A 21,882-nucleotide genomic window follows, 5' to 3' on the forward strand; every position below is an offset into this window, starting at 1 on the left:
AGCCGGATACGGGGCACCTTCGGCGCCGAACTCCCGCTGCGTGCCGTGTTCGAGGCCCCGACCATCGCCGCGCTGGCCACCCGGCTCGACACCGCCGCCGTGGCACCCGCCGCTGCGGCACGGCCCCGGCTGGTGCCGCGCGCCACCAGGCCGGCCCAGCGCACCGGCTGACACCGCTTCGCGGGGGGCGGCTCGCCACCCCGCCCCCCGCCCCACTCCCCCCATCGTCCGTACGAGGCCCCGAAGGGACCCCACCGTGACCGACACCCGCACCTCCCCACCGCCGGAAGCCGACCCGTCGACACCCGAGGCGACGGGCCCCGGGGCCGAGCTGTCCGCATCGAGTAGCCGGGCGCCGGGGCCGGCATCCCGCTCGCTGTGGCGGCACCGCGACTTCGTACTGCTGTGGAGCAGCCAGACCATCAGCGAGATGGGCACCAGGATCTCCGCGATCTCGGTACCGCTGCTCGCCGCGAGCACACTGCACGCGACCACCTTCCAGGTCTCCCTGATCACGGCGCTGACCTGGCTGCCGTACCTCTTCTTCGCCCTGCCGGCCGGTGTGATCGTGGACCGGGTGCGCAAGCGGCGTCTGATGATCTGGTGCGACCTGGTGCGCTTCGGGCTGATGGCCTCGGTGCCGGTGGCCGCGTTCGGGTGGGAGCTGACACTCGCCCACGTCTATGTGGCGGTATCGCTCTGCGGGGTACTGACGGTGTTCTTCAACGTCGCCTACCGCACGCAGTTGCCCCTGCTGGTCTCGCAGGAGCAACTGGTCGAGGGGAACGGCAAGCTGGAGACCAGCGAGTCGGTGGCCGAGCTGATCGGCCCGGCGGGGGGCGGCCTGCTGGTGGGCCTGCTCGGCGCGGTGCGGACCATCATGGCGGACGCGCTGTCGTTCGTCCTGAGCGCCCTCATGCTGTGCCTGATCCGTGGGGACCGCTCGGTGGACGGCGAGGTGGACGAGGACGAGCGGGTGCCCTTCCGGGCGGCGCTGCGCGACGGCCTCGGCTTCGTCCTCGGCCATCCCCTCCTGCGCCGGCTGCTGGCCACCTCCAGTACATCGAACTTCTTCGTGATGGGCATGACCGGCATCGAGATCCTCTACCTCGTCGATGAGCTGGAGGCGTCGCCGTTCGTCGTCGGACTGGTCTTCACCGTCGGCACCATCGGTGGCCTGGTGACCGGTCTGCTCGCCCCGCGGCTCACGGAGCGGATCGGCACCGCGCGGGTCATCTGGGTCGCGATGGCCGCTCCGGGGCCGCTGTACCTGCTGATCCCGCTGGCCACGCCGGGCTGGGGGGTCGTCCTCTACGCGATCGGGCTGACTGCCTTCTCCGCCAACACCGTGCTCTACAACGCGGCCGAGGCGTCCTACCGGCAGCGGATCACACCGCCGGAACTGATGGGCCGTGCCAACGCCTCGGTCCTGTGGGTGTGCTTCGGCGTGATCCCCCTGGGCGCGGTCTTCGGCGGTGCGCTCGCCACGTGGGCGGGGCTGCGGGTCGCGTTGCTCGTCTGCGTCCTCGGTATGTGGTCCGCGAGCCTGTTCGTGGTCTTCTCACCGCTGCGGCGGATGCGGGACTTCGCGGAGGAGCCCGGCGAGCTGGTCGCGGCGGGGTGAGGGCGGGTGGTATCGCGCGAAGGCGGTGGCCCGGCACCAGGTGCCGGGCCACCGCCGCGGGCCTCCGCCGGGACCCGTCACCCCCCGGCTTCGGGCCGGTAGTGCTTCTCGCCGTAGACGAGCTCCTCCTTGGCGAGTTCGCGCAGCCAGTACCGTCCCCGGTCGTCCCGGCCGAGCAGGCAGTAGTCCACGAGGTAGCGACGCACGGTGACATGGTCGGTCGGCGCCCCCTGGCACCACTGGCGCAACAGGGCGTTGACCTCCTTCTCGGTGTAGGTGCGATCCGCTTCGAAGGAGCCACGGACCAAGTGCTGGAGCACGATCCGGCGGCGGTCGAACTGGGCCGGCACCCCGGTGAGCCGCCCGCCGCGGACGAACGTACGCAGCAGGGACTCGATGCGCTGGTCCTCGTATCCGTGCCGTTCCGCCCCCTCGTCGGCGGGGCGCGCGCGGCGGACGATCTCGCGGAAGAGTTCGGGCCGCGTGCCGAGACCGCCGTCGGCGCTCTCCTCGACGATCCCCGCGCTGATGAGTCTGCGCACCGCCACGGCGGTCTCCTTGGCGGAGGTCCCGGCCGTGCGTGACACCGCGGGCAGTGTGCGGGCGCCCAGCGCGATCGCGGAGAACACCCGCAGCCGGACCGGCTCGGCGAACAGACCGACAACTGTCTCCGGTGTCATGGGCACGTCCTTTTTCCTCGGGTATTTTCTTTGCGCATGATAATGCTGCAATCATTCTTCCCGCCTTGTCGCTGTGGTGTCAACGGGGTATCGGCAGGCATGATGTGAGGTGTTATCGCGGCAGAACTCCGGCATATTCAGGCAGCTTTATCGAAGGCTGTTCATAAGGCTGCTGGGCGCCGACATGCTTCCTCTCGAAACAGTCTGAGAGGAGACCGTCATGCCGACGGTGGAAAAGGTCGTCCAGACGACCGGAAAGAGCGATCCCGGGCTTCCGGTGAAGCCCAGGAGAAAGAACGAGGCACGCTCCGTACGGGCCGAGTACCGGCATATCCGCAAGGAGGTCGACGGGCGGGTCTTCGCCGCCAAACTCGCCCTGCTGTGCGCGCTGGTGCTCGGCGCGGGCGCGCTCGTGTGGCACGGGGCGCTGTGGAGCCGGGTCCTGGGCGGCCTGGTGCTCGGCGTGATGTTCGCGCACGCGCTGGAGCTCCAGCACGAGGCCCTGCACGGCATCGGCTTCGCCGGCCGTCGCAAGAACGTGGTCGCGGGTGTACTGCTCGGGCTACCGATGCTCACGTCCTTCGCGGGCTACCAGGCCTCCCACATGCGGCACCACCGCGACCTGGGCACCCCGGAGAACGAGGAGTTCTTCGACTACGGCGATCAGTACGGTGACCAGGACCGCGGTCGGCTGCGGACAGCGTGTCTGTGGCTCTACAGGTTCTCGATGATCGCGCACTACGGCCAGTTCTTCGTCACCGCGGGGCGCCTGCTCACCGGTCGGCCGCTGCCGAAGGAGCGCCGTGCCACGGTCCGCAGGATGCGCCGTGACCACGTCCTCATGGTCCTCGCGATCGCCGCCGCGGTCATCGGCTCGGTCCTCACCGGGAGCACCTTCATGGTGTGGGCGTGGCTGCTGCCGCTGCTCGTCGTCGCCGGTCCCGTGCACGCCGCGATCGAGCTGCCGGAGCACTTCCGCACCGAGACCGAGACCACCGACCCGTTCCGCAATACACGGTCGATTCTCTCGAACCGGTTCATGGCGTGGCTGACCAACGGCAACAATTTCCATGTCGAGCACCACTTGATGCCGACCCTGCCCATTTCCCAGCTCGGGGAATTGCACGAGGCCATGAGCGGACGGCACGTCTACTACAACCGCACCTACGCCGAGTTCTTCCGCGGCCTGCGACAGCGGTCGCGGCGGAAGACGGCCTGACACTCCCCGGCCGAAACCCTTGCCCCTCATCACCCCAGGAGGAGAGACAGTGATCCCGTTGTCGTTCGCGCAGCAGCGGTTGTGGTTCATGAACCGGCTGGAGGGACCGAGCCCGACGTACAACGTCCCTTTGTTGCTCGATCTTTCGGGTCGGGTGGAGGCGGATGCGCTGGCGTTGGCGTGGCGCGACGTGGTGGGGCGGCACGAGAGTTTGCGGACAGTGTTCCGTGAGGCGGACGGTGTGGCGGGTCAGGTGGTGCTGGGGGCTGATGACCCTTTGGCGGCTCTGGCCGTCGTCTCCTGCGGTTCTGTCGATGAGCTGGAGGAGGGGGTGCGGTCGGAGCAGTCGCATCCTTTCGATCTTGGGTCGGAGTTGCCGGTGCGGGCGCGGTTGTTCCGGGTGGTTGGGGGTCGGCATGTGCTGGCCTTGGTGATGCATCACATCGTGTCGGATGGCTGGTCGCACGGTCCGTTGTTGCGGGATCTGTCGGAGGCGTACCGGGCGAGGCTGGCCGGACAGTCGCCGGGGTGGGGGCCGTTGCCGGTGCAGTACGCGGATTACGCGTTGTGGCAGCGGGAGCTGCTCGGTGACGAGGGCGATCCCGGTTCCCTCGTACGCCGCGAACTCCAGCACTGGAAGGAGACCCTGCACGGAGCCCCCGAGGAACTGAACCTCCCCACGGACCGGGCCCGGCCGACCGAGGCGAGCAACCGCGGCGCGCACGCGGAGTTCATCGTGCCGGCCGGAGCCCACGCGGGCCTGTTGGACCTCGCGCACCGGCGGGGGGCGACGCTCTTCATGGCGTTGCAGGCGGGCGTCGCGGGGCTCCTCTCGCGGCTCGGCGCGGGTACGGACATCCCGCTGGGGACGGTCGTCGCGGGGCGTACGGAGGAGGAGCTCGACGAACTCGTCGGTTTCTTCGTCAACACCCTCGTGCTGCGTACCGACGTCTCCGGCGACCCCACCTTCGGCGAACTCGTCGAGCGGGTCCGCGAGAGCGACCTCACCGCGTACGCGCACCAGGACCTGCCCTTCGAGAAGCTGGTCGAAGAGCTGAACCCCGCCCGCTCCCTCTCCCGCCACCCCCTCTTCCAGGTGGACCTCGTCCTCCAGAACAACACCGCGGCCGAGTTCACCGCCCCCGGGCTGAGCGCCCGGGTCGAACTGGGCACTACCGGCACCGCGAAGATGGACCTGTCCTTCGCCTTCGAGGAGCGGTACGACGCCCAAGGCGTCCCGGCGGGGATTGCCGGCACCGTCGAGTACGCGACGGACCTGTTCGACGCGGGCACCGTCGTCACCCTCACCGAGCGCCTGGCGCGGCTGCTCACCTCCGTCGCCGCCGACCCGGACCTCCCGCTGCACCGGATCGGCATCCTCTCCCCCGCCGAGGACGTCCAGCTGCGCGAGGGCTGGATGGCGAAGGATGTGCCGCTCCCCGAGCGCACCGTGGGCGCCTTCCTGGAGGACCGGGTCGCCAGTACCCCCGAGGCCACCGCCCTCGTCACCCGCGAGGACACCCTCACGTACGCAGCGCTGAACACGCGCGTGAACCGGCTGGCCCATCACCTGGTCTCCCTCGGCGTGGGCCCGGGCACCGTGGTCGCCGCCGCGCTGCCCCGTACCACCGCGGCGGTGGTCACCTGGCTGGCCATCGCCAAGTCCGGCGGCACCTACGCGCCCATCGACCTGGAGTACCCGGTCGAGCGCATCGGCTACATCCTGCGCGACGCGGCCCCTGCCGTACTGGTCACCACCGAGGCGGCCGCCGCGGAACTGACCGCCGCGCTCGGACCGCTGCCACCGCTCGTCACCGACCAGCTCTGCGCGCACGCCCCGGAACACAACCTCGGCGACGCCGACCGGACAGCGCCCCTGCGGCTCGACCACGGCGCCTACGTCATCTACACCTCCGGCTCCACCGGCCGTCCCAAGGGCGTGACGGTCCCGCACCGGGCACTCACCAACCTGTGGACGGATCACGTCGCGACGTCCTTCCCCATCCCCCGCGCCCCGGCGGAGCGACTGCGGGTCGCCCTGTCGGCCTCCCTGTCGTTCGACACCTCGTGGGAGGGGGTGCTCGCGCTGGTCGCGGGCCACGAACTGCACCTGATCGACGAGCACACCCGCCGCGACTCCGCCGCGCTCATCCGCTACGTCACCCGGCACCGCGTCACCATGCTGGACGTGACACCGAGCTTCGCGCAGGAACTCGTCGCGCAGGGCATCCTCGACGCCGAGTCCGCGCCCAGAGTGCTGCTGCTGGGCGGAGAAGCGGTCGGCGAGGTGCTGTGGACGCAACTGAGGGACGCCCCGCACACGGTCAGCTACAACTACTACGGGCCCAGCGAGTACTGCGTCGAGGCCGCGGGCTGCGCGCTCGACGAGTACCCGTCTCCCAGCGTCGGCCGCCCCATGCCCAACACCCGCATCCACGTGCTCGACGCGCACCTGAACCCGGTGCCGCCCGGCGTCGTCGGGGAGATGTATCTCTCCGGCGCCAACCTCGCCAAGGGGTACATCGGCCGCGCCGCGCTCACCGCCGAGCGTTTCGTCGCCAACCCCTTCGGGCGGCCCGGCGAGCGGATGTACCGCTCCGGGGACTTGGCACGGTGGACGGCGGACGGCTACCTGGACTTCCTCGGCCGCGCTGACGGGCAGGTCAAGATCCGAGGCTTCCGTATCGAGCTGGGCGAGGTCGAGTCCGCCGTCGCCGGCTGTCCGGGCGTCACTCAGTCCGCCGTGGTCGTCCGCGAGGACACGCCGGGTGACAAGCGCCTTGTGGCCTACGTGGTGCCCGCGCCCGGCGGCGGGGCCGACCCCGGAGCGCTGCGCAGAAGGACCGCGCGGACCCTGCCGGAATACATGATCCCCTCAGCTTTCGTCGCCCTCACGGAACTGCCCCGCACCCAGAACGGCAAGCTGGACACCCGGGCCCTCCCGGCCCCCGACTACGCGGAGCTGGCCGCGGGACGGGCCCCGCGCTCGCCCCGCGAGGAGATCGTGGCCCAGGCGTTCGCACACGTGCTGGGGCTGGAGACGGTCTCCCTCGACGCCAACTTCTTCGAGCTGGGCGGGCACTCACTTCTCGCCACCCGGCTGGCCGCCCGCCTTCGGGCCACCCTGAGCGTCGAGATCGGGCTGAAGCAGCTCTTCGACACGCCCACCGTCGCCGGACTCGCCGAATCCCTCGGCCTGGCCGCCACCGACCGGCCCCGCCTCACCGCGGCCGCCGCCGGGGAACGCCCCACGCTGATCCCGTTGTCGTTCGCGCAGCAGCGGTTGTGGTTCATGAACCGGCTGGAGGGACCGAGCCCGACGTACAACGTCCCTTTGTTGCTCGATCTTTCGGGTCGGGTGGAGGCGGATGCGCTGGCGTTGGCGTGGTGCGACGTGGTGGGGCGGCACGAGAGTTTGCGGACAGTGTTCCGTGAGGCGGACGGTGTGGCGGGTCAGGTGGTGCTGGGGGCTGATGACCCTTTGGCGGCTCTGGCCGTCGTCTCCTGCGGTTCTGTCGATGAGCTGGAGGAGGGGGTGCGGTCGGAGCAGTCGCATCCTTTCGATCTTGGGTCGGAGTTGCCGGTGCGGGCGCGGTTGTTCCGGGTGGTTGGGGGTCGGCATGTGCTGGCCTTGGTGATGCATCACATCGTGTCGGATGGCTGGTCGCACGGTCCGTTGTTGCGGGATCTGTCGGAGGCGTACCGGGCGAGGCTGGCCGGACGGTCGCCGGGGTGGGGGCCGTTGCCGGTGCAGTACGCGGATTACGCGTTGTGGCAGCGGGAGCTGCTCGGTGACGAGGGGGATCCCGGTTCCCTCGTACGCCGCGAACTCCAGCACTGGAAGGAGACCCTGCACGGAGCCCCCGAGGAGATCGAACTGCCCACCGACCGTCCGCGGCCCGCCGTCGCGGGCTACACGGGCGGCCAGGTGCGGATCGAACTGCCCGCCGACGTGTCCGCCGGGCTGCGCCGCATCGCCCGGCAGACGGGGGCGACGCTCTTCATGGTCTTGCAGGCGGGCGTCGCGGGGCTCCTCTCGCGGCTCGGCGCGGGTACGGACATCCCGCTGGGGACGGTCGTCGCGGGGCGTACGGAGGAGGAGCTCGACGAACTCGTCGGTTTCTTCGTCAACACCCTCGTGCTGCGTACCGACGTCTCCGGCGACCCCACCTTCGGCGAACTCGTCGAGCGGGTCCGCGAGAGCGACCTCACCGCGTACGCGCACCAGGACCTGCCCTTCGAGAAGCTGGTCGAAGAGCTGAACCCCGCCCGCTCCCTCTCCCGCCACCCCCTCTTCCAGGTCTCGGTCGAACTGCACAACGCCACCGGCACGAAGACCGCGGCCGACGACGTCCTCAGCCCCCGCCCGGTCGCGCTCGACGTCGCCAAACTCGACCTGACGTGGGACTTCGTGGAGGAGGGCGAGGCCGTGAGCGGGGAACTGGGCTACGCCGACGACCTCTTCGACCGGGAGACCGCCGAACGGCTCGTCACCTGGCTCCGTCGCCTGCTGACCGCCGCGGTCACCGCGCCCGAGATGCCCGTGGCGGCGCTGCCCCTGGTGAGCGCGCGGGAGCGGCAACTGCTCCTGGAGGAGCGGCACCGAACTCAGCACGCCGACCTGGAGCGTGGTGTGGTGAGGCGGATACGCGATCACGCGCTCGCCACGCCCGAGGCGGTGGCGGTCACCGGCGGCGCCGAGGGACCGGTCACCTACCGGGAACTGACCGGCCGGGCGAGCGCCCTCTCGCGCGCGCTCGTGGACGAGGGCTGTGACGGGGACCGCGGCTTCGTCGCCGTACTCGCCGACCGCGGGGCCGGTGTCATCACCGCCCTCCTCGCCGCACTCGGGGCGGGCGCCACGTACCTCCCGCTCGACACCGAGGCCCCGCTCGCGCGCAACGCCGCCCGGCTGGCCGACACAGGGGCCCGTCACCTCGTGGTCGACGCCGCCCACGCCGAGGTCGGGCGACGACTGGCCGCGGGGGCCGCCCACCCGGTCGAGGTGGTGCCGCTCGGCGACGTGGTCGCCGACCCGCCGGAGGACCTGGCGCCGATCGCCCACGGCCCCGACGACCGGGCGTACGTCATCTTCACCTCGGGCTCCACGGGCCGCCCCAAGGGGGCGATGGTCCAGCACCGCGGTCTCGTCAACAACCTCCTCGGTGAGGCGGAGGCCATGGGGATCAGCGATCACACCGACACGGTCGTCTCCAGCGCTCCGCTGACCTTCGACATCTCGGTGTGGCAGATGCTCACGGCGCTGATCTTCGGCGGGCGCGTCCACACGGTCGAAACGGCGACCGCGCGCGACCCGCGCGCGCTGTTCGCAGCCGCCACCGCCGCCGGAGCGACCGTGCTCCAGGTGGTGCCCAGTCTGCTGCGGGCCGCGCTTGAGGAGTGGGACGCGGTGGGCGGCGCCCCGAGCGGACTGCCCCTGCGGGCACTTGCGGTCACCGGCGAGGCGCTGCCGCCCGACCTGTGCCGCGGCTGGCTGCGCCGGTACCCGCGCATCCCTCTGGTGAACTGCTACGGGCCGACGGAGTGCTCCGACGACGTCACCCAGGCGGTGATCGGCGCCGACGCCGTCCCCGAGGGTGCGCGCGCCCCGATCGGCGTCGCCACGCGCGGCATCCGGCTGTACGTGCTCGACGACCGGCTCCAGCTCGCGCCGCTCGGCGTCACCGGCGAGCTGTACATCGGCGGGGTCGGGGTCGGCCTCGGGTACCTCGCCGACGCGCCGCGTACGGCGAGCGCCTTCGTCCCCGACCCGTACGCGGTGGAGCCGGGCGCCCGGATGTACCGCACTGGCGACCTCGTGCGCTACCGGCGCGACGGCCAGCTCGAATTCCTCAGCCGGCGGGACCACCAGGTGAAGATCCGGGGCCAGCGGATCGAGCCGGGCGAGGTCGAGAGCGTACTGCTGAAGCTGGACGGGGTACGGGACGCCGCCGTACTCGCCCTGCCCGGCCCGGACGGGCAGCTCCGGCTCGTCGGCTACTACGTCGGCGAGCCCTCCCCGCGCAGGGTGCGGGACGGGCTCGCCGCGCAGGTCTCGGAGGCGATGGTGCCGGGAGTGCTGGTGCCGATGGACGCCTTTCCGCTGACCGCCAACGGCAAGCTCGACCGCGCGGCCCTGCCGGAGCCGGAACCGGCCGCCCCGCGGCCCGGCAGGGCCCCGCGCACCCCGCGCGAGGCGGCGGTGTGCGAGGTATTCGCGGAAGTGCTGGGAGTGGCCGGGATCGGCGCGGACGACAGCTTCTTCGAACGGGGAGGTCACTCGCTGCTGGCGCTGCGGCTGATGCGGCGGCTCAACGAGAGGCTCGGCACCGCTCTGCCGCTCGGTTCCCTGTTCGAGCGTCCGTCCCCCGCGGGCCTCGCCGCGCTGCTGGACGAGGGACCGCCCCCGGCGCCGCACGACGCGGGTGCGGAGCTGGCCATGCGGCTCCGGCAGGACGCCGTCCTCGACCCGGCGATCGACCCGGCGGGCAGTGCGCCCTTCGCGTACGACAGCGCGCACGATCCGCGCGCGGTGCTCCTCACGGGCGCCACCGGGTTCCTCGGCTCCTTTCTGCTGCGGGAACTGCTCCGGCGCACATCGGCCACCGTGTACTGCCTGATCAGGGCGGCCGACGACGGGGCGGCGGCGGAGCGGCTGCGGCGGATGCCGGCCGGCGCCGGGCCGGGGGAGGAAGCGTTGCGGCACCGGATCGTGCCGCTCGCCGGCGACCTGGGCGCACCGATGCTCGGCCTCGGAGCCGAGCGGTACCACGCGCTGGCCCGGGTCATCGACGCCGTGCACCACAACGGGGCGAGGGTCAACCTCGCGGAGTCGTACGAGGCACTGCGCGCGGCCAATGTCGGCGGCGTCCAGGAGATCCTTCGCTTCGCGGCGCTGCACCGGGTGAAAGCCGTGCACTACGTCTCCACGATCAGCACGGTCGTCGCCCCCGAGGGGACGCCCGAGGTGCTGCCCGAGGACTGGATCAGCGACCCGGCCCTGCTGGGTTCCAGCGGGTACGTGGCGAGCAAATGGGTGGCCGAACGGCTGGTGCTCGCGGCCCAGGAACGGGGCATCCCGGTCTCGGTGCACCGCCCATCGCGCATCGGCGGGGACACGGCGACCGGCGCGGTACGCGCCGACGACGCGTTCTGGCTGTACACGCGGGCCTGCGCCGAACTCGGTGCCCGGCCCGCACGCGGGGAGACCGGGCTGTGGGAGAGCATCGTGCCGGTCGACTTCGCGGCCCGGGCGATCGTGCAGCTCGCCCTGACCACCCCGCCGGACGGCACGGTCTACAGTCTGACCGCGGCGGAGCCCGTGTCGCTGGACGAGGTACTGGATCACACCGAGCGGGCGGGATACCCGATGGTGGAGCTGCCGTACGCGCAGTGGCGGCACCGGCTCACCGAGGCGGCCATGGCGGTGCCGGACGGGGCGCTCTCCGCGCTGCCCGCGGCCGCCGTACTCGCGGGCGGAGAGGACAGCACGCGCGGGCGCGAGCCGGTGCGCTTCGACCGGCGGAACCTGCTGCGCGGCCTCGCCGCGACCGGCATGAGCTGCCCCTCGACCAGCGCGGAACTGCTCGACCGGCAGCTCGCGTACTTCGTGCGCGAGGGCCTTCTCCCGCCGTCGGGAGCGTCTCGGAGCCCCTTGGCGACCCTGTCGTCCGCACGGCTGACGCCGTCCGCACGCTGACGCGAGTCGGGGAGGCGGGGTCCCGGGCACGGTCACCGCCCGGGACGCCCGAGTCTGCCCGTGTGGACGGATCAGCGCCGGTCCGCCCGCGCGCCGAGAACGGCCGTAGCGAGACGGAACGGGCCCGGGGCCCGGCCCCCACGAAAGGCCGGGCCCGACCCGAGTACTGTTCCGCTGGACACGGCCTAAGCGCCCGGCTCCGCCGGGGGGTTGGTCTCGCCGACGCCCTGGTCCAGCTGCTCCTTCGCGAGCAGGTAGCCGAGCTGGAGCCGGGTCCCCGCGCCCAGTCCGGCGCGGATGCGCGCCAGATGGGAGTGGTAGCTGCGCTCGCTGATGCCGATGCGCCGGGCGATTGCCGAGTCGGGCAGTCCTTGCACCAGCAGCCGCTTGATCATCTGATGAATCTTCGGCATGACCTCGGTGGAGGCTTTCGCGGCGGTGGCGGGTGCGAACGGCAGCGCGCGCTGCCAGTTCCGGTCGAAGACATCCGCGAGGAACCGTACGAGTGCCTTGTCATGGACGACGACCGCCGCCGTGCGATCGGGGCCGGAGGGCAGAATGGCCACGCAACGGTCGATGACGAACAGCCGCTCGAAGAACTCCTCCAGGGTCCTGACCTCGCCGCCGGACTCGGTCACCGCCGCCACGTATTTCTTCGTCGGCTCGCTGAAGCGCGCCGAGTGCAGATAGAGCGTCTGCATCCTTACGCCGCGGCGCAGTTGCTCCACTGCCAGCGGCAGCGCATCCTTCAGTACAGCGGCCGACCGCCCGCCACCGGGCTGGGCGGTGAGGATCTCCTCGCTGGCCTCACGACTAACCCATTGCACGAATTCACGGATCTGCGCCAGCCCGTGGATGTACTCCAGCGGATCCGGGGCACGCTGCTTCCGTGCGGTGAACATCTCCACCAGGGGCGCCAGTTCGTGCTCGACCTCGGTCGCCCTCAGCTCCAGCTGCCAGGCTTTCGCCCGCCAGCCGGAGGTGAGCCGGACCTCCACCAGCCGCGGATCGACCGGGTACAGATTCCTGGAGGCACCCGAGGCTTTCAGGAGCCCTGCCCCGACCAGCTCCGCTACCCCGGTCTCCTCCTCGGCATCCGGAGGAAGCTCGCCGTCCCGCAGCGCTCTCTCATAGACAGCCTGGGCCTCGTCGGACAGTCCCAGGATTGTTTTGTCCGATTGATCTCCCATACGCCCCCCTCGGGTTACTGCAGTACAAGAACATGATCCGCTCGGTCAATGGCGAACCCCCTCGCACACTCCATAGCCTCCTTGTCAACGGAAGTCGGCAGGTTTCAGGTAATCGGGATACGTGGGAAAAACAGGGGGAAGAATGCTTAACACCGACATCACCGCACTCCAGGTCCGGGTCCACACCTGCCGCCCTCGCGGCACGGTCCTCCGTCGTGCCGGCGCCTGGGTCCTGTCCCTCGCGGCAGCCGTCACCACTGTGCTCGCGGTGTCCGCTCGTGCCGCCGCCCCGGCAGACCTCGGCTGGGACGCGCCGGCCGCTCGTGCCGCCGCCCCGGCAGACCTCGGCTGGGACGCGCCGGCCGCTCGTGCCGCCGCCCCGGCAGACCTCGGCTGGGACGCGCCGCCGCCCCTGGCGCCGACTCCGTTTACCGCCGCATAACTGTAATACCGGAGCCAGTCTGCCTGGTGAGGAAGGGGGATGAGGAGATGCAGTTCACAGCTGAGTCCGCAGGAGGTGCGCGGGCGCCGCGAGCGACGGCCCCGGCCACGACGAACGGCCCCTTCGCGGAGGCGTTGCAAGCCGCCCGTAAACGGGCTGGCCTGACACAGGAGCAGCTCGCCGGTCTCTCCCTGGTGAGCGTGCGCGCGATCCGCGACCTCGAAATCGGACGCGTGCTGCGGCCTCGCAGGGAGACGGTCCGGCTGCTGGCGGATGCCCTGGCCCTCAGCGGCTCCCCGCGCGCGCTCCTGGAGTCGGCCGCCGGCCGCCCCGCCGGGGGAAGCGCCGTGTCCCAGATGCACCAGGAAGGTGTGGCCAGGCCGCCTGTTCCGATGGGCCCGCTCTTGGGGCGGAAGCCCGAACTGGCCATGATCAACCAAGCGTTGCTCTCGCACCACGAACGGCTGATGTGCCTGGTGGGACTCGCTGGAGTGGGCAAGACGAGGCTCGCTCTCGGGGTCGCCCACGGCTACCGCGGCGAGGGACCGCATCAGGTGCTATGGATCTCCGCGCAGGGCGAGGGGCGTGTCCCGGGCTCCCCAGGGCACGCCACCCCCCGCGAGCTGTTGACGAACTGGGCGCTGGAGCGGCTGACCACCGGCCCCATCGACGAGTTCGCGGAGCTGATCGGGCAGCGTCGCACCCTTCTCGTCCTCGACGACTACGGCCCTTCCGCTGCCGACCACGCCGCCTTGCTGCACCTGTTGGGCAGGTGTCCGGGGCTCCAGGTGCTGATTACGACGCGGACGCCGTTGCCCTTCATCGGCGCCCGCACCGTGCCGCTGGCTCCGCTCGGGATATCCGCTGCGACGGAGATGCTGCTCTCGCACCTGCGCTTCAGCAGGCCCATGCTGGCGCACACCCCCGACACCATCGAGTCGGCCACACTCATCGCCCGCGCCCTTGACGGCCATCCGCTGGCTCTGGAACTGGCGGCGGCCTGGCTCCCGCTGTACTCGCCGGAGCGGATGGCACGGACGGCGGGCAGTGCGCCGCTCGACCTCGTTCAGCCGCTCCTGCCCGGCGAAGCGGAGGCGCCGGGCGCCTCAGCCGATCTGGGCAGGCTGCTCGGCTCCGCCGTCGCCGAGCTACGCCCCGCCTCGGCCCGCGTCCTGCGGGCCCTCGCCCAACACGACGGCCCGGTGCCGACGGACCAGCTGGCGCGCGGCTTCGAAGGGCCGGTCGCCGAGATCCCGCGCCTCCTGCACATGCTGCTGCTGCGTGGCCTGATCCGGGAGGAGCCCCCGACTCCGCGGGGCGCGGCGGTGTCCGCGCTCAACCTGGTGCGGCACACTGTGCGGGCTGCCTCGGCCGTCCCCGCCCCCTCCGGGCTGCCGAGGGGACCTCTCCTCACGGCAGCGGCGCGGTGAGGTGGGCGACGGCGGGGCTGGGGGTGCCCGGTCCGCTGACAGGAGAACGGCAGGGGCGCGCGATCCGCCGGGCGGCTCTTCCCGATGTTTCACGTGGAACATCGCCCGGGGTGCGCAAAGCCCCCGGGCGGGAGTGGTCTCCGTCCGGGGGCGTACGCGTGCGGGAGGTGGGGGTCAGCCCTTCTTCGGCTCGGCGCTCGACGGGGACTCGGCGTCGAGGGAGCCGTCCACCGCGCTGAGGTGGCTGCCGCTCTCCGGGACCTCGGTGGGGGCCGGGGGCTCGACGAGCCAGTCCGGGTTCGCCTGCTTGTCCCACCACTTCCAGGCGGCGTAGGCACCGCCCGCGAGCAGGGTGACGACGGCGATGCCCTTGAAGAAGCCACCGCCGCGGCGGCGCTGGTTCTTCTTGGCGAGCTTCCGCACGTCCTTCGGCGAGACCTGGCCGCGCAGTGCGGCGAGTGCCGCGGCGCTGCGCGCGCTCGCCTCCTCCGCGACCGGGGCCGCGGCGGCGCGGGCCTGCTCGATGCGCGGGCGGGAGTAGTCGGCGGCCTGGTGGGCCGCCTTACGGGTGTGCTTGGCGGCCTTGCGGGCCTGCACCGCTGCCTGCTGCGCCGCTTCGTCGAAGCGCGGCGGGATGTGGGTACGGGCCTGCTCCAGGCGCGGGGCCAGGTAGGCGTCGTACTGGACCTTGGCCTGGTCGGCGGCCTGGGCGACCTTCGGCGCGAGCCGGGCGCGGGCCTCACCGGCGTAGAGCGTCGCGCGCTCACGGGCGGTGTCGGCGTAGGGAGCAACCGCTTCCGCGGCGTGCAGCACGCTCTCCCTCGCCGAGCCCGTCGCGGCGCGCACGCTGTCGATGCGTGTCACGGGTTCCTCCTCCTCGGTGGCGTACGGTATTTCACCTTTCCACCCCAGGCGCGATCATGCCCGCTGGATCGCCGTACGGGGGGCCAAGTGGCGGGCCATCCGGGTCAGCCGGGGTCCGGGACGGCTCGGCGGCGGGGCCGGGACGGGACCGGACGGCCGCGCTCGTTGTCGTACGGAGGTTCGAGGGGGCGTGGCCTCCGGCCCCGTCCGTGCGAGGATCGGGGCGAGAGCTTCAAGGACAACGGAAGGCACATCGTGGCTGAGCAGCTTTACGCCACCCTCAAGACCACCTTCGGCGACATCCAGGTCCGGCTGCTGCCGAACCACGCCCCGAAGACGGTCGCGAACTTCGTCGAGCTGGCCAAGGGCGAGCGCGAGTGGGTCAACCCGGCGACCGGCGAGAAGACCAACGCGCCGCTCTACGACGGCACGATCTTCCACCGCGTGATCGAGAACTTCATGATCCAGGGCGGCGACCCGCTCGGCAACGGCACCGGTGGCCCCGGCTACGAGTTCGCCGACGAGTTCCACCCCGACCTGCGCTTCGACCGCGAGTACCTGCTCGCCATGGCGAACGCGGGCCCGGGCACCAACGGCTCGCAGTTCTTCATCACCGTGAGCAAGCCGGACTGGCTGAACAACAAGCACACGATCTTCGGCGCGGTCGAGGACGAGGCGAGCCAGCGGGTCGTCGACGCGATCGCCACGACCGACACCAACCCGCGCACCGACCGTCCGCTCAAGGACGCCGTCATCGAGCACGTGGTGATCGAGAGCCGCTGAGGCCGCTCTCGCGCGTCTCGGCGCGCGGGGATTCCGCGGGCCCGAGGGTTTCGGACAGGGTTTACGGAGCCGCCGGGTCCCCAAGCGGAGCTTTCCGGCTCCCCAAGCGGGAACCAAGCGCGGCGGGAACAAAACGCCCCGTCCATCCGTCAAGGGGGACGGGGCGTGCCCACGTCCTGACCCCGCCGAGCGGCGGTGGCGCACTCGGCTCAGGGAGGAGCCCCATGGACCCGAAGGACCAGCCCGGCGGCGCCGGTGGTCCGGGCGCGGAGCCGACGGGACCGGGCGGACCCCGGGCCGAGGGACCGGGCGGACCCGGGGCGAGCGCCCCGGCGTGTTACCGCCACCCGGGCCGTGAGACGGGCATCCGCTGCACCCGCTGCAAGCGACCCATCTGCACGGACTGCATGGTCAGTGCCTCCGTGGGCTTCCAGTGCCCCGACTGCGTGCGGCAGGGCGGCGGCCCGGTGCCGGCCCCCGCGGGGGCGCCCGGTGGGGCGAGCACCGCGGCGCGGGTGCCCCGGCCGTGGCAGCGGGGTGGCGGCGGGGCCGGCGTACCGCGCGGGGACGCCCGGCCGCGCACGCTCGCGGGCGGGGTGGTGCAGGGCGATCCCCGGCTGGTCACCAAGATCCTGATCGCGCTCAACCTCGCGGTGTTCGTGCTGGTGAAGGCCGCGCCCGATTCGGTGCGGCTGCTCAACGACCTCGTCATGGTCGGCCGTTTCCCGACCTACCCCGAGCCCATCGGGGTCGCCGAGGGCGAGTGGTACCGACTGCTCACCGCCACCTTCCTGCACGAGGAGGTGTGGCACATCGGGCTCAACATGCTGAGCCTGTGGATGCTCGGTGGCCCGATCGAGGCGCTGCTCGGCCGGGCTCGCTTCCTCACCCTCTACCTGCTGGCGGGAGTGGGCGGCAGCGTCGCCTCGTTCCTCTTCGCCAGTCCGCTGGCCGCCTCGCTCGGTGCCTCCGGCGCGATCTTCGGTCTCTTCGGCGCGACCGGCATCCTCGTGCTGCGTGTCCGCGCCGACTTCCGGCCGTTCCTCGCGTTGCTCGTGATCAACCTGATCATCACCTTCGGCTGGAGCAACATCGCCTGGCAGGCGCACATCGGCGGCCTCGTCGTCGGCACGCTCGTCACCGCCGGTCTCGTCTACGCGCCGCGCGGCCACCGCGCGCTCGTGCAGTGGGGGACGTGCGCCCTCGTCCTCGCCGGGCTCGTCGTCTGCGTCCTCGCCCGGACCGCGGCCCTCACCTGACACCCCCGGCCGTCCCCGCCTGGCCCCTCACCTGAGCGGCCCCCCGCTCCCCGCTTATGCACAGGTGTTCGAATGTTCGGGCGGAGTTGTCCACAGCTCGTACACGGGAGGCGGCGCGGGGTGTGGATTCGGTGCGGAGTTCACCGGGTGGCTGCTGCCGTACATACCGTGACCTGCGGTTTCGGGAGGGGTGCTCCGCATGGACCGGCATTCGAACGTGCGCGCTAGGGGGGGCTGGCGGTGCCCTCGGCAGTCATACCGGCGTCAACTCTCCGAGAGTTATCCACAGATCGTCTGAACTTTTCCCCAGTGTGGATAGCGCTGTGGATAACTCAGGGCAGGGCTTGTGTGCCGACGGGTCCGCGGGCATGCCGAAGGCCGGAGTCCCGTTGGATCAGGACCCCGGCCGCTGCGGCCCGCGCGCTACTTCCAGCGGGTCGATACGCCGAAGCCCGCGGCGATGAAGCCGAAGCCGACGAGGATGTTCCAGTTGTCGAGCGAGTCGATCGGCAGACTGCCGTCCGTCACATAGAAGACGACGATCCAGGCGAGCCCGAGGGCGAACATCGCCAGCATCAGCGGGGCGACCCAGCTTCCGTTGCTGAGCTTGACCGTCGTGGCCTGCTGCTTCGCGGCCGGCGGCGGCGTGTAGTCGGCCTTCTTGCGGATACGGGACTTCGGCACGAGGGGGCTCTCCTGTCGATGCGCTGTTCGGTGCGGAGCCGTGCGAGGCCGGCCGCAGGGAACGGGGCGGGCGCTCTTCGGGCGCTCGGGCGGACCCCGGGGCCCTCCGGGCGTCCGTTAGCGTAGTGCTTCCACGGCGCCGAAGGAGATCAGGGTACGTTGAGCAATTCTGCCGACTCCCCCCCGAAGCGATCCAGCCCCGGAGGCCACGGGTTCCGCTTCCGCCCCGCGAGAATCCTCACGCTCGCGGTCTTCGCCCTCGCCGGGCTGATCTTCTTCACGAGTTTCCACACCGCGCGCGGCACCAACATCCGTACCGACGCCTCGCTCCTCAAGCTCTCCGACCTCATCAAGGAGCGCAGCGACAAGAACGGCGACGCCGAGCGCGAGAACACCGCGCTGCGCCGTCGCGTCGAGTCGCTCGCCGCCCGCGACGACGGACGCAGCGAGGCCGAGGACGAGCGGCTGACCAGGATCGAGGACAGCGCGGGCACCCGTCCCGTACGCGGCAAGACCGTGTCCGTCACGCTCCAGGACGCGCCGCCGGACGCCGGTCCCAAGCTGCCGGGCTACCCGGAGCCGCAGCCCAATGACCTCGTCATCCACCAGCAGGACCTCCAGGCGGTCGTCAACGCGCTGTGGCAGGGCGGGGCGCGCGGCATCGAGGTCATGGGGCAGCGGCTCATCTCCACGAGCGCGGTGCGCTGCGTGGGCAACACCCTGATCCTCCAAGGCCGCGTCTACTCGCCGCCCTACAAGATCACCGCCGTCGGTGACCCCGACAAGCTGCGCACGGCCCTCTCGGAGTCCTCCGCGATCCAGAACTACATGCTCTACGTCAACGCCTACGGGCTCGGCTGGAAGGCCGAGGACGAAGGCACCAAGACCCTCCCCGGCTACACGGGCACCGTGGACCTGCACTACGCGGAGCCGGTGGACTGAGAGCCCGCGTGAGAAAGCCCTCGTGATGCGCCGTGAGGCCCCGCGAGACCCCCGTCAGGCCGCGCGAGACCCCCGTCAGGCCGCGCGAGGTCCCGCAGGGTAAAGAACAACCTCGCGCCGCACCAAGGCTTTCCGCAGCACGCCCACGCGGCGGGCCCGCCTCCCCTTAGGCTGGGGCCGCACCCCCGCGCCTTCGGGAAGGCCCGGGGGGACGGCCAGGAACGGCCGGGCGACAACAGCGACAAGAGCGACACGGACGACGGCAGGGGCGGCGCGGCACATGTACGGGTGGATCTGGCGGCACCTGCCGGGCAACGCGTGGACCAAGGCGCTCCTCTCGCTCGTCCTCGCCCTCGCCGTGGTCTTCCTCCTCTTCCAGTACGTCTTCCCGTGGGCGGAGCCGCTGCTCCCCTTCAACGACGTCACCGTCGACCAGGGAATGCGAGCAGTGCGATGACCACCGAGGCCCCCGCCCGTACCGCGAGCCGGGTGCTCGTCGTCGACAACTACGACAGCTTCGTCTTCAACATCGTCCAGTACCTCCACCAGCTCGGCGCCGTGTGCGAGGTGCTGCGCAACGACGAGGTGAGCACCGCCGACGCCGATCCCGCGCGCTACGACGGCGTCCTGCTCTCCCCGGGCCCCGGCACCCCCGAGGAGGCCGGGGTGTGCGTCGAGATGGTGCGGCACTGCGGTGCCACCCGGCTGCCGGTCTTCGGGGTCTGCCTCGGGATGCAGTCGATGGTCGTCGCGTACGGGGGCGTCGTGGGCCGGGCCCCCGAGCTGCTCCACGGACGGACCTCCGAGGTGCTCCACGAGGGCGGCGGCGTCTTCTCCGGGCTCCCCTCGCCCTTCACCGCGACGCGGTACCACTCGCTCGCCGCCGAGCCCGCCGAGCTGCCCGCCGTCCTGGAGGTCACCGCGCGCACCCGCGACGGGATCATCATGGGCGTACGCCACCGTGAACACGCGGTCGAAGGCGTGCAGTTCCACCCCGAGTCGGTGCTCACCGAGCACGGGCACCTCATGCTCGCCAACTGGCTCACCGCCTGCGGCGACCCGGGCGCGGTCGGCCGCTCGGCCGGACTCGCGCCGGTGGTGGGCAGGGCCTCGGCGTGACCGCGCTGCGGCCCGAGCACGAGACGGGACGCGAGCCGGAGGCGCCGTTAACGGACACGCCGGTCATGGGCACGCCGGTACTGCCGCAGACGCCCGTACCGTCGGAGGCGCTCGTACCGCCGGAGGCGGCGGTACGGGACGAGGCGACGATGGCGCTGCGGCTGCCCGGGGACCTCGCCGAGGCCCGTACGGCGATCCCCGCGCCCGCGCGGGCCCTGGGCGAGGGCCGTGCCGCGCGCCGCCGTGCCGCCGCGAAGGGCGGCCGTGGCCGCCGCCGGGCCGCGGGACACCGCCGCGCCGCCGCGAGTGCCACCCCCGACGCGAGCGCCGCCGCCTCGCCGGACGGGCGCCCGCTGAGCCGTGTCGAGGCGCGCAGGGCGGAGCGGGCGCGCAGGCCGAGCGCCGGGACCCGGGCGAGCGCGGCGCTCGGCGAGGGCTTCATCACGCTGGGCCTCGTGATGCTCCTCTTCGTCGCGTACCAGCTGTGGTGGACGAACGTGCGCGCGCACCACGAGGCGAACGGGGCCGCGCACCGGCTCCAGGACGACTGGGCCGACGGCAAGCGCAGCCCCGGCGTCTTCCAGCCCGGCGAGGGCTTCGCGATCCTCACGATCCCCAAGCTCGACGTCGTCGTGCCGATCGCCGAGGGCGTCAGCAAGGCGAAGGTCCTCGACAAGGGGATGGTCGGCCACTACGGGCAGGGCGCGCTCAAGACCGCGATGCCGGCCGCGAAGAGCGGCAACTTCGCGCTCGCGGGGCACCGCAACACGCACGGAGAGCCCTTCCGGTACCTCAATCGGCTCAAACCCGGTGACCCGATCGTCGTAGAAACTCGCGATACGTATTTCGTGTACAAGATGACGAGCGTCCTGCCGCAGACCTCGCCCGCGAACACCGCCGTCCTGCGCCCCGTACCGGCCGGATCGGGCTTCACGGGGCCGGGCCGCTACCTCACCCTGACGACCTGCACCCCCGAATTCACCAGTACGTACCGGATGATCGTCTGGGGCAAGATGGTCGAGGAACGACCGCGCGGCGAAGGCAAGCCCGACGCGCTGCTGTGAGCGGGCGCGCGGGCCGAGGAACGGGGCGTACACAGTGTCGGCAACCAGAAACGAGGCAGCGCCGGCGGACGGCGCGGACACGGGGCCGTCCGCGCCCGCCGGGCGACCGCGCCGGAGCAGGGCCGCCGGGTTCGTCGGCTTCCTCGGCGAGCTGCTGATCACCGCCGGGCTCGTCCTCGCCCTCTTCGTCGTCTACTCGCTGTGGTGGACGAACGTCGTCGCCGACCACGAGGCGGACCGGCAGGGCGACCGCGTGCGCGACCACTGGGCACAGCAGCCGAAGCAGGGGCCCGGGGCGCTCGACACGAAGAGCGGCATCGGCTTCCTGCACGTACCGGCGATGAAGAACGGCGAGGTGCTGGTCAAGAAGGGCACCTCGACGGACATCCTCAACGACGGAGTCGCCGGTTACTACACCGACCCGGTCAAGTCCGCGCTGCCGCAGGACGAGAAGGGGAACTTCACGCTCGCCGCGCACCGCGACGGGCACGGCGCGAAGTTCCACAACATCGACAAGCTCAAGAAGGGCGACTCGATCGTCTTCGAGTCGAAGACCCGCTGGTACGTCTACCGCGTCTTCGCGATCCTCCCGCAGACCTCGAAGTACGACGTCGAGGTGCTCGACCAGGTGCCGAGGAAGGCGGGCGTGAAGAAGCCCGGCAGGTACATCACGCTCACGACGTGCACGCCGGTCTACACGTCGAACTACCGCTACATCGTGTGGGGAAAACTGGAGCGGGTCGATCCTGTCGACGCGAAGCGGACGCCGCCGGTGGAGCTGCGGTAGCGAACGGACGAGGACGTCTGCGCGTACGAGGAAGGGGCGCCCCCGCGATGGGGGCGCCCCTTCCTCGTACGCCTGCGAGCCGTAGTACGCCCGCGA

The 21,882-nt window shown here is 71.5% G+C and carries 17 protein-coding genes; 13 read left to right on the forward strand and 4 right to left on the reverse strand.

Features of this window, described 5'->3' with window-relative positions; all coding sequences use genetic code 11:
• Positions 1-6 precede the first annotated feature (6 nt).
• Together ACIP4O_RS26495 and ACIP4O_RS26500 are read left to right on the forward strand one after the other, a co-directional pair.
• Positions 7-171 carry a hypothetical protein gene (locus tag ACIP4O_RS26495; RefSeq protein ID WP_401578494.1) on the forward strand — a complete coding sequence of 55 codons (165 nt, stop codon included), beginning with the start codon at positions 7-9 and terminating at the stop codon, positions 169-171.
• A gap of 85 nt (positions 172-256) precedes the next feature.
• A complete protein-coding gene (locus tag ACIP4O_RS26500; RefSeq protein WP_401578182.1) occupies positions 257-1,624 on the forward strand; it encodes an MFS transporter in 1,368 nt (455 codons plus the stop codon).
• A gap of 77 nt (positions 1,625-1,701) precedes the next feature.
• On the opposite strand, the gene ACIP4O_RS26505 is transcribed toward ACIP4O_RS26500, so the two are convergent.
• Positions 1,702-2,304, reverse strand: a complete 603-nt coding sequence (locus ACIP4O_RS26505; RefSeq protein ID WP_401578184.1) for a DUF2087 domain-containing protein — start codon at positions 2,302-2,304, stop codon at positions 1,702-1,704.
• 220 nt (positions 2,305-2,524) lie between these two features.
• Here ACIP4O_RS26505 and ACIP4O_RS26510 point away from each other — a divergent pair, with 220 nt between their 5' ends.
• Positions 2,525-3,523 (forward strand): fatty acid desaturase family protein, encoded by a 999-nt coding sequence (locus tag ACIP4O_RS26510; protein ID WP_401578186.1) that lies wholly within the window; start codon positions 2,525-2,527, stop codon positions 3,521-3,523.
• Positions 3,524-3,572: 49 nt separating this feature from the next.
• The gene (locus tag ACIP4O_RS26515) at positions 3,573-11,222 is read left to right on the forward strand and encodes an amino acid adenylation domain-containing protein (protein ID WP_401578188.1); all 7,650 of its coding nucleotides are present in this window, start codon (positions 3,573-3,575) and stop codon (positions 11,220-11,222) included.
• 185 nt (positions 11,223-11,407) lie between these two features.
• On the opposite strand, the gene ACIP4O_RS26520 is transcribed toward ACIP4O_RS26515, so the two are convergent.
• Complete coding sequence (locus ACIP4O_RS26520; RefSeq protein ID WP_401578190.1) at positions 11,408-12,412, reverse strand: LuxR family transcriptional regulator; 1,005 nt, start codon at positions 12,410-12,412, stop codon at positions 11,408-11,410.
• A 142-nt stretch (positions 12,413-12,554) separates the two neighbouring features.
• On the opposite strand from ACIP4O_RS26520, the gene ACIP4O_RS26525 reads away from it, so the two are divergent.
• Positions 12,555-12,854: a hypothetical protein gene (locus ACIP4O_RS26525; protein WP_401578192.1), complete on the forward strand. Its 300-nt coding sequence runs from the start codon at positions 12,555-12,557 to the stop codon at positions 12,852-12,854.
• Between the two features lie 47 nt (positions 12,855-12,901).
• Positions 12,902-14,284, forward strand: a complete 1,383-nt coding sequence (locus tag ACIP4O_RS26530; protein ID WP_401578194.1) for a helix-turn-helix domain-containing protein — start codon at positions 12,902-12,904, stop codon at positions 14,282-14,284.
• Positions 14,285-14,458: 174 nt separating this feature from the next.
• Here ACIP4O_RS26530 and ACIP4O_RS26535 read toward each other — a convergent pair whose 3' ends face one another.
• Complete coding sequence (locus tag ACIP4O_RS26535) at positions 14,459-15,148, reverse strand: DUF5324 family protein (RefSeq protein ID WP_361332708.1); 690 nt, start codon at positions 15,146-15,148, stop codon at positions 14,459-14,461.
• A 255-nt stretch (positions 15,149-15,403) separates the two neighbouring features.
• Between ACIP4O_RS26535 and ACIP4O_RS26540 the strand changes: the two genes are divergently transcribed.
• Entirely contained in the window at positions 15,404-15,931 is a 528-nt protein-coding gene (locus tag ACIP4O_RS26540) for a peptidylprolyl isomerase (protein ID WP_401578196.1), read from the forward strand.
• A 224-nt stretch (positions 15,932-16,155) separates the two neighbouring features.
• Positions 16,156-17,190 carry a rhomboid family intramembrane serine protease gene (locus ACIP4O_RS26545; RefSeq protein WP_401578198.1) on the forward strand — a complete coding sequence of 345 codons (1,035 nt, stop codon included), beginning with the start codon at positions 16,156-16,158 and terminating at the stop codon, positions 17,188-17,190.
• Positions 17,191-17,613: 423 nt separating this feature from the next.
• Here ACIP4O_RS26545 and crgA read toward each other — a convergent pair whose 3' ends face one another.
• The gene (gene crgA / locus ACIP4O_RS26550; protein WP_030996046.1) at positions 17,614-17,874 is read right to left on the reverse strand and encodes a cell division protein CrgA; all 261 of its coding nucleotides are present in this window, start codon (positions 17,872-17,874) and stop codon (positions 17,614-17,616) included.
• Between the two features lie 159 nt (positions 17,875-18,033).
• Here crgA and ACIP4O_RS26555 point away from each other — a divergent pair, with 159 nt between their 5' ends.
• The 5 genes from ACIP4O_RS26555 to ACIP4O_RS26575 all read left to right on the forward strand — a co-directional run bounded on the left by ACIP4O_RS26555 (position 18,034) and on the right by ACIP4O_RS26575 (position 21,786).
• On the forward strand, positions 18,034-18,816 hold the full coding sequence (locus ACIP4O_RS26555) for a DUF881 domain-containing protein (RefSeq protein WP_401578200.1): 783 nt from the start codon (positions 18,034-18,036) through the stop codon (positions 18,814-18,816).
• Between the two features lie 280 nt (positions 18,817-19,096).
• Positions 19,097-19,273: a hypothetical protein gene (locus ACIP4O_RS26560; protein ID WP_361332699.1), complete on the forward strand. Its 177-nt coding sequence runs from the start codon at positions 19,097-19,099 to the stop codon at positions 19,271-19,273.
• Positions 19,270-19,935, forward strand: coding sequence for an aminodeoxychorismate/anthranilate synthase component II (locus ACIP4O_RS26565; RefSeq protein WP_401578202.1), 666 nt, complete (start codon positions 19,270-19,272; stop codon positions 19,933-19,935). Before ACIP4O_RS26560 ends, ACIP4O_RS26565 begins: the two co-directional genes overlap by 4 nt.
• The gene (locus ACIP4O_RS26570; RefSeq protein WP_401578204.1) at positions 19,932-20,999 is read left to right on the forward strand and encodes a class E sortase; all 1,068 of its coding nucleotides are present in this window, start codon (positions 19,932-19,934) and stop codon (positions 20,997-20,999) included. The genes ACIP4O_RS26565 and ACIP4O_RS26570 overlap by 4 nt, the downstream gene beginning before the upstream one ends.
• Before the next feature lie 34 nt (positions 21,000-21,033).
• Entirely contained in the window at positions 21,034-21,786 is a 753-nt protein-coding gene (locus ACIP4O_RS26575) for a class E sortase (protein ID WP_401578205.1), read from the forward strand.
• The last annotated feature ends 96 nt before the right edge of the window (positions 21,787-21,882 follow it).

The sequence above is a fragment of the Streptomyces sp. NPDC088923 genome, from assembly GCF_044749745.1.
Classification (GTDB): Bacteria; Actinomycetota; Actinomycetes; order Streptomycetales; family Streptomycetaceae; genus Streptomyces.